The 6,715-nt window shown below is 62.7% G+C and carries 8 protein-coding genes; 4 read left to right on the top strand and 4 right to left on the bottom strand.

Annotated features, from left to right (window positions below; all coding sequences use genetic code 11):
* The 3 genes from ENZ74_RS16810 to ENZ74_RS16820 form a co-directional block, all read right to left on the bottom strand.
* The coding region (locus ENZ74_RS16810; protein ID WP_281059709.1) for a TCP-1/cpn60 chaperonin family protein at window positions 1–528 on the bottom strand (528 nt) is incomplete at its 3' end.
* 62 nt (window positions 529–590) lie between these two features.
* Complete coding sequence (gene groES / locus ENZ74_RS16815; protein ID WP_006203049.1) at window positions 591–887, bottom strand: co-chaperone GroES; 297 nt, start codon at window positions 885–887, stop codon at window positions 591–593.
* Window positions 888–1,051: 164 nt separating this feature from the next.
* The gene (locus ENZ74_RS16820; RefSeq protein ID WP_013532388.1) at window positions 1,052–1,849 is read right to left on the bottom strand and encodes a class I SAM-dependent methyltransferase; all 798 of its coding nucleotides are present in this window, start codon (window positions 1,847–1,849) and stop codon (window positions 1,052–1,054) included.
* Between ENZ74_RS16820 and ENZ74_RS16825 the strand changes: the two genes are divergently transcribed.
* The gene (locus ENZ74_RS16825) at window positions 1,848–2,816 is read left to right on the top strand and encodes a hypothetical protein (protein WP_244514288.1); all 969 of its coding nucleotides are present in this window, start codon (window positions 1,848–1,850) and stop codon (window positions 2,814–2,816) included. The genes ENZ74_RS16820 and ENZ74_RS16825 overlap by 2 nt on opposite strands.
* 8 nt (window positions 2,817–2,824) lie before the next feature.
* Here the strand turns inward: ENZ74_RS16825 and ENZ74_RS16830 are convergent, their stop codons facing one another.
* Window positions 2,825–3,451, bottom strand: a complete 627-nt coding sequence (locus tag ENZ74_RS16830) for a TetR/AcrR family transcriptional regulator (protein WP_027163205.1) — start codon at window positions 3,449–3,451, stop codon at window positions 2,825–2,827.
* A gap of 124 nt (window positions 3,452–3,575) precedes the next feature.
* Between ENZ74_RS16830 and ENZ74_RS16835 the strand changes: the two genes are divergently transcribed.
* The 3 genes from ENZ74_RS16835 to ENZ74_RS16845 all read left to right on the top strand — a co-directional run.
* Window positions 3,576–4,763 carry an MFS transporter gene (locus ENZ74_RS16835; RefSeq protein WP_063170196.1) on the top strand — a complete coding sequence of 396 codons (1,188 nt, stop codon included), beginning with the start codon at window positions 3,576–3,578 and terminating at the stop codon, window positions 4,761–4,763.
* Between the two features lie 12 nt (window positions 4,764–4,775).
* Window positions 4,776–6,053 carry a D-arabinono-1,4-lactone oxidase gene (locus ENZ74_RS16840; RefSeq protein ID WP_127312877.1) on the top strand — a complete coding sequence of 426 codons (1,278 nt, stop codon included), beginning with the start codon at window positions 4,776–4,778 and terminating at the stop codon, window positions 6,051–6,053.
* Window positions 6,053–6,715 (top strand): alanine racemase (locus tag ENZ74_RS16845; protein ID WP_206522289.1); only part of this gene is annotated, 663 nt, incomplete at its 3' end. The genes ENZ74_RS16840 and ENZ74_RS16845, both read left to right, overlap by 1 nt.

Consider the following 6,715-nt stretch of genomic DNA (forward strand, 5'->3'; position numbering starts at 1 on the left):
CGTGATGACGCCTTCGTTGCCGACCTTCTGCATCGCTTCCGCGATCATCTTGCCGACCGACTCGTCGCCATTGGCCGAGATCGTGCCGACCTGGGCAACTTCCTCGGAGGTCTTGATCTTCTTGGCAGCCTTGCCGAGCGCCGAGACGACTTCGGTCACGGCCAGATCGATGCCGCGCTTCAGGTCCATCGGGTTCATGCCGGCGGCAACGGCCTTGTGGCCTTCCTGGACGATCGACTGCGCCAGAACGGTCGCGGTCGTGGTGCCGTCGCCGGCGATGTCGTTGGTCTTCGAAGCAACTTCGCGGACCATCTGCGCGCCCATGTTCTCGAACTTGTCTTCAAGCTCGATTTCCTTGGCGACGGTGACGCCGTCCTTGGTGATGCGCGGGGCGCCGAACGACTTGTCGATGACGACGTTGCGGCCCTTGGGGCCGAGCGTGACCTTCACCGCGTCGGCGAGGATGTTGACGCCGCGCAGCATGCGCTCGCGGGCATCACGGGAGAATTTTACGTCTTTGGCAGCCATTTTTAGCTCCTGGCAGGGGCTTTGATCGAGCCCGGGAATTCAGTTGACGGAAAGGCCTGATATCAGCCGATGATGCCCATGATGTCGGATTCCTTCATGATCAGAAGGTCTTCGCCATTGAGCTTGACTTCGGTGCCCGACCACTTGCCGAACAGGATGCGGTCGCCGGCCTTGACGTCCAGCGGGACCAGCTTGCCAGCTTCGTCACGAGCGCCGGAGCCGACAGCGATGATCTCGCCTTCCTGCGGCTTTTCCTTTGCCGTGTCGGGGATGATGATCCCGCCAGCGGTCTTGGATTCGGATTCGACCCGGCGAACGACCACGCGGTCATGAAGCGGGCGGAACTTCGACTTTGCCATTTTTTCTTCCTCGATGAGAACGGTGAGAAACAGTTCCTCCATCCGGCGGCGCCGGACATGTGGTTAGCACTCACCAAAGGCGAGTGCTAACGTGGCGCTGAAATAGGCTGGCGGCGCGCCGGAGTCAAGGCGCTCGGAGCGCCTCTTGGCGCATGATGATGAACTTACCGGTGCCTGGCCGAACCGAGCACCAGAAGCGGGCACCGTTCCGCCAGCGGATAGCTTCCGCTCGGCACGACGCGCACGTCGCCGAACCAGTTGGCTGCCTCGTTGGTCAGCGTGGCCAGCGTCGCGAAGCTGTAGCTTATGTCCGAGCCTGCATAGACGTCGATCGTGTTGATCGAGCTCATGCTCCATCCTGTTCGCGCGGCAAGAGCTTCGCGGTCCGGAAACAGTCTGCCGAATGCATCGCGGATCGTTGCCACCTTGATGGTAAAATCGCGGTCGTCGGTCGTACACGCCATCGCAATCCGCCATTTGAGCGCGTGGAAATTCTCGATCCCGCCGGCCAGAACCAGAGCTTCGATGCCGCACAGATCGTCCGCCGTTTCCGGTCGTGCGAAGACGCGGATCGCTGCGCGCCTGCCAGGCTTCAGCACCCTGGCGACCTCGCCAAACAACGAACTGCGCGCCGCCTGGGAAGCGACCGCCGACAGGCATCCGTCGCCGATGACGGCGTCGATGCTTGCGCGGTCCACGGGCAGGTTAAGCCAGTTGCCGGCGATTGCCCGTCGCGAGCCGTCGTCGCCAGCCCATACGCCGGAAATCATGGCCGCCGACTGGTCGACCGCCAACATCGACTTGCCCAGAACTGCCAATTCCGGGGTAACCCCCAAGAGAAGGACATCGGCATTTCCGAGATCAAGTTCGCGATCGAATATAGCGACGGTTTCCGCTGTCGGCCGGAGCGGCGCTTCCAGAAGTTTCCAATGGCGGTGGTAATCGTCCCAATGATTTGTCATGCAATTCCATTGGCCCCCTGCACGCCTGGATTTTGGATATCACCGGGGCTTAATAGAGGTCGTTGGACAAGCCAAGACATTTCAAGGCATCTACAGACAGTCCAGGAGGTGGATAGTGGCGCGTATCGCCGTGATAACGCATGAGCATGACAGGTTCCTGGGCAGGCGCGATATTCTGCTGCGCAGGAGCAGCCCATACATGCTGTTCGACATTCTTGCGGAATTGAAAAGGCGCGGCCATTCGGTTCGGGTTCAGCAAGGCCTGTCGAAGCCGGTCAGCGCCGATATGGCGGTATTGCATGTCGATGCCACGGTGACGCCAACGGACTATGTCGACTATGCCCGGTGTTTTGCATTCTGCCTCAACATCGGCGCCGCCGACATATCCAAACGGCGGATCAGTGGTGCATTGATCGACAAAACCGACAGCTGGCAAGGTCAGGTGATCGTCAAAAGCAATCTCAACAATCGGGGAATCCCGGAGACGCTCCTCAACCGGCGATCCGAGCGCGCGGGCAAACAGCCGCCGTTTCCGCATTTGCCAATCTTGCACCCCTATGAGATCCACGGATCTCTCGGCGACGTTCCAGACGGCGTCTTTGATTGCGACGATCTCGTCGTGGAAAAGTTCATTCCGGAGAGAGAACCCGACGGTTTTGCTGTTCGTTTCTGGGTGTTTTGCGGAGAGCGAGAGCGCTGCACCCGCTACGTCTCCCCGAACGGCCTGGTCAAGGCATCGGAGACGATCCGGCGCGAGCCCGTCCCGGTGCCCGACGAACTGCGTGAGCGCCGGCGTGAACTCGGCTTCGACTATGGAAAATTCGATTTCGTCATGCATGAGGGCAGGGCCATCCTCCTCGATGCGAACAAGACTCCCGGCCGTCCGCAAAATCTCGTCAAGATGTTCGCGGCCGGCGCTTCGGATCTGACACACGGCTTCGAAGGCCTCGTCCATCGGGCGAAATAGGCGCGGCTCTAGAGGAACAGCCGCAGCTGCGTGTGAATGATAGACCGGTAATCCTCGATGGTCCGGCGGCTTTCCGCTTCGCCCTCGGCAAGCGCCAGGCGCACCACGCCGCCGGCGAGCTGGAAGATCAGCAGAACCATGCGTTCGAACTGCTCGCGCCTCTCGGGCTCCAGCAAGGCGATGACATGGTCGCAGAACATTTTGGCTTGGTGCCGCGTTTCGGCGAGGTCGAGGTTCTTGAGCGCCTTGTCGGCCTGGATGGCGTTCTGCAGATCCTGGATGGCCGGATCGCCGGCGACACGGCTGAGATAATCATCGAGCAGCCGGTCAGCGGCCACGATGACATCTTTCGCCTCGTGGATTTCGGCGATGATCGTCGTCAGCCGTGCCCGGCTGACCTCTGAAAACCGCTCATAGAGCATCGCCAGGATCGCCGATTTGTTGGGAAAGTAGTGGTAGACGGTGGCGATTGGCCCGCCCGCCAGCATGCCGACCTCCTTCATAGTGACGGCGTCGATACCCTTTTCCCCGATCAGCCGCATGGTCGTCGACAGGATCGCGTCGATGCGCTCGCGGCTGCGTTCCTGCTTGGGCTTGCGCCTCGGCTCGGTCGCCATTCTCTTCAATTCCGTCATGCACCGATCTTTCGCACGGTTTTTAGATTCCGGTTGACAAGAAATATGATCAAGTATCAGTTTCTGAAATACTGACAGGTTGTCAGCTTTTTTGCCGCGCGGCAAGGACGTTGGGGAGGCGCCTTTGGCTTCGACAGATATCGGCCACGCAGGCAGTGGCGACTGGCTGGTCGGCAATCCGACCGGCTGGCAGCTCGCCTCGGCCCTGTGGATCGGTTCGGTCGGCCTGCTCATCCTCGGCCTGCAGCCGGTGCTGCTCGGAGCTCTCTACACCGAAGGCCATGTCAGCGGCGACGAACTGGCGCTGGTCGCCACCGCCGAGATGATCGCCATTGCCATCGGTTCGGCCGTCGTGGCGATGCTGCTTTCGGCCCACAATATGCGCTGGAAAAGTGCCGTCCTTCTGCTGCTGCTGGCGCTGGCCAATGTGTGGACGGCCTATGCCGCGAGCGCCAACATGCTGATTGCGGCCCGCGCCCTTGCCGGGCTCGCCGAGGGCGGTCTGGTCGCCATCGCCACCGAACTGATCGCCCGCTCGCGGCGTGCCGAGCGCATCGGCGGCTATTTCGTCACCATGCAGACGCTGGCGCAATGCGCGCTCGCCCTGTTGCTGGCGCTCTATGTCATCCCGGCCGCAGGGTCGGCGGGTGGCTTCATCGTTCTTGCCGTCGTCTGCGTCGTGTCGCTGGCGGTCGCTTTCACCGTGCCCGGTGACTATGCCGACCTGCCCAAGGAAGAGAATCTGGCCAATGTGCTGACGGTTCCCTCGATGACCGCGCTGCTGTCGGTCTTCTGCTACTTCATGTTCTTCGGCGCGGTCTGGGCTTTTCTGGAGCCGCTAGGCGCGCAATACGGCATCGATGGCCGCACCGTCGGCCTGATCGTCTCGGCCAGCCTCGCGGTGCAGGTCCTGGGGGCGATGACGGCGACCGCGTTCGAGGCGCGCATCGATTATCGCCTTGCCATCGCGGCGATCGGCGTCGTGGCGCTTGTCAGTTCCCTGGTTCTTGCCAGCAGCCCCGGCCTGACGACGTTCTGGGTCGCTGCCCTGGCCATGGGCTTTATCCTGCTGTTCATCGTGCCCTACCAGATCCGTCTGGCGATCACCGCCGACGAGACGCGCACCGCTGTGCTGCTGGTGCCGGCAGCCCAGCTGTTCGGCCTGGCGATCGGGCCGATTGCGGCGTCGCTGCTCATCGATGGCAAGGATTTCCGGCCGGTGCCGGAATTCGCCGCCGCCAGCGCGGTGGCAAGCGTGGCGCTGCTCGGTCTCTTCGTTCTTGTGTCACGTCGCCGTCGTGCGGTTGCCTGAGCGGGGAGCGCCATGTCGAACACTTGGAGCAACTGGTCGGGCTTCGTAAGTGCCGAGCCCAAGCTGATCGCCAGCCCCGGCGATGCCGGTGAACTCGGTGATCTCGTCCGGACCGCGCCCGGCCCGGTGCGCGTTGCCGGCGCCGGTCATTCCTTCACACCGCTGGTGAAATCGCAGGGCACGATCCTGTCCCTGGAGAGACTGGAAGGGCTGGTCTCGCACGACGCGCAAAAACATCAGGCGCGGGTGCGGGCAGGGACCCGGCTCGGCCCGCTCATGCACATCCTGCAAGGAATTGGCCAGGGCCTGCCCAACATGGGCGATATCGACCGCCAGGCGATCGGCGGCGCGCTGGGCACAGCCACGCACGGCTCTGGGCCGACGCTCGGCGCCTATCACACGCAGCTGGAGACGGTGCAGATCGTCGACGGCCTTGGCAAGGTCCGCGACTTCAAGCGGGCAGGGGATCGGGACATGATCCACGCCATCGGTGTTGCGCTCGGCGCTTTCGGCGTGCTCACCGAAGTGACGCTGAACAACATCGCGACCTACCGGTTGCGCCGCCGCAAATATGTGCTGCCGATCACCGAGATGCTGCGTGATTTCGAGGCGATGAAGGCCGCGCATCGCTCGGCCGAATTCTACTACATTCCGTTTTCCGGCTATGCGCAGTTCATCGCCAGCGATTTCAGCGATGCCGCACCCACCACGCGGCCGCCGGAAGAGGACGAGGCGGGTTTGAGGACACTGCGCAGGCTGCGCACTTCACTTGCCTGGCTGCCATCGCTGCGTGGCCGCCTGATCCGATCGGCGGCCGCCAAATTTCCCGCCGAGGACTACGTGCAGGACTGGCTCAACGTCTATGCCAGCGACCGGCAGACCAAGTTCAACGAGATGGAATATCATTTGCCGTTCGAGGAAGGGCCGAAGGCGCTGGCCGAGATCATCGAGCTGACCGAGAAGCGCTTTCCCGAGGTCTATTTCCCGATGGAGGTGCGCTCGGTCGCGCCGGACCAGTTCTGGCTTTCGCCATTCTACAACAGGCTGACCTGCTCCATCGCCATCCACCATGACGCCGCGAACGATCCTTTGCCGTTCATGCGGGCGGCAGAGCCGATCTTCCGCAGATATGGCGGCCGGCCGCATTGGGGCAAGATGCACAGCCTGAAAGCGGCGGAGCTGAAAAAGCTCTACCCGCGCTGGGACGATGCCATGGCGGCGCGCCGCGACATCGATCCGGAAAACCGCTTCGTGTCGCCCTACATGGCCGGCCTGTTCGGCATCGAATGATGAGCACCTATTTTTCCACCCTCTCGGATGCGCTGAAGACCGCCGGCATCTTCCGACCCTGCCTGCTGCTCGACCGCGATCGGCTGGACGGAAACATTGCCCTGGTAAAAGGGAGGCTGGATCCCGGCCTGGCCGTGCGGCTGGTCGACAAATCGCTCGCCTGCCTGCCGCTGCTTGCGCATATAGGCAAGGCGCTTCGCCATGAGCGCTTCATGACCTTCCACCCGCCGATCAGCGAGGCGGTGCTGAAGGCGTTTCCGGATGCCGATCTGCTCTACGGCAAGCCGATGCCGATCGGTGCGGCAAGGGCTGCGCTGGTGAAGGGTGATGCCGACTGGTCGCGTGTCTGCTGGCTGATCGACAGCGAGGAGAGACTGGCGGAATACGGTGCTCTCGCTGACGAACTCGGCATCGGCCTGCGCATCGCTTTCGAGATCGATGTCGGGCTGCATCGCGGCGGCTTTGCTGATCCCGCGGCCTTGTCGAAGGCGTTGAGCGCGTTGCCGGCCCGGCTGCATTGCGAAGGCGTCATGGCCTACGAGGCGCATGCGCCGCTCATTCCCGGCCTTTTCGGCGGACCGGCAAAGGCATTGGCGGAGGCGTCGGCGCAGGCTGCGGCGTTCGTCGCCTGTCTCGGCGCCGACCAGCGCCGTATCCTCAAC

The sequence above is a fragment of the Mesorhizobium sp. M7A.F.Ca.CA.002.15.2.1 genome (assembly GCF_003998715.1).
In the GTDB taxonomy this organism is placed as follows: domain Bacteria; phylum Pseudomonadota; class Alphaproteobacteria; order Rhizobiales; family Rhizobiaceae; genus Mesorhizobium; species Mesorhizobium ciceri.